Annotated in this window: 1 protein-coding gene; it reads right to left on the reverse strand. The window is 75.9% G+C overall.

Annotated features, from left to right (window positions below; all coding sequences use genetic code 11):
* A partial coding sequence (locus tag ABZ281_RS50520) for a tetratricopeptide repeat protein (RefSeq protein ID WP_356665696.1) occupies nucleotides 1–1,009 on the reverse strand: 1,009 nt, incomplete at both ends.

Consider the following 1,009-nt stretch of genomic DNA (forward strand, 5'->3'; position numbering starts at 1 on the left):
GGCGGCGGCCATGGCCGTCTCGAGGTCGGTGTTGGCGCCGCCGGCCCTGGCGAGGGCCGTCCAGGCGTCGACGAGGGCGTACTGGTCCCCGGCCTTCGCGCGGTCGCCGTCGGCGCCGCGGTCCTCGTACAGCTCGCCGAGGGCGACGAGCGGGCCGGGCAGCGGGAACCGGGCGACGACCTGCTCCAGCTCCCGTACGGCGGCCGTCCGGTCACCGCTCGCGGCCTGGGCGCGGGCACGGCCCTCCAGGGCGGGCAGGTACGCGTCGTCGGCGGCGAGGGCACGGGCGTAGTGACCGAGGGCCCTCTTGTACTCGCCCTGGTTCCAGGCGAGTTGCCCGAGGGCGGTGGCGACGTACGCGACGTCGGCGGGTGCGTGCGCCGAGCTCAGGGCGCGCTCCAGCACCGCACGTGCCGTGCGGACGTCGCCGCGCAGCTCGTGCACGTACGCGTAACGCGTGAAGACGGGTATCCCGGGGCGCCTGTCGTCGGCGGTGTCGGCGGCCTTCGCGGCGTCGTCGTACCGGCCGAGTTCGACGAGGGCGTCGATCCGGGTGCACAGGGCGCGTTCGTTGTAGGGGTTCTGCTTCAGGGCCCGGTCGGCGTGCGTGAGGGCGCCGGGGAAGTCGTGCCGGGCGGCGGCGAGGGCGGCCTGCCCCGCCAGGGCCTGGTCGTTGCCGGGTTCCAGTCCGGCGGACCGCTTCAGGGCGCGCTGCGCCTGCGGATACCGGGAGGGGTCGCCCTTCGTGCGGGCCTGCTCGACGTAGGCGACCCCGAGGGTGGCCCAACTGCCGTAGTCCTTCGGCTGGGCCCGGAGATGCTTCTGCAGGGAGGCGATGCCCGCGTCGAGATCCCCCCGGGCGAGATCGCCGGGCGACAGCGACCCGGCCGCCGACACGGCGTCGACACCGGCCCCGCGGTCCTGCACACCCCCGACCGCGATGGCCCCACCGGTCACCGCGGCTGCCAGCAGCACGGCACACCCGGCCAGATGCAGGGCCCGCCACCGC

Source organism: Streptomyces sp. NPDC006265, from assembly GCF_040613555.1.
In the GTDB taxonomy this organism is placed as follows: domain Bacteria; phylum Actinomycetota; class Actinomycetes; order Streptomycetales; family Streptomycetaceae; genus Streptomyces.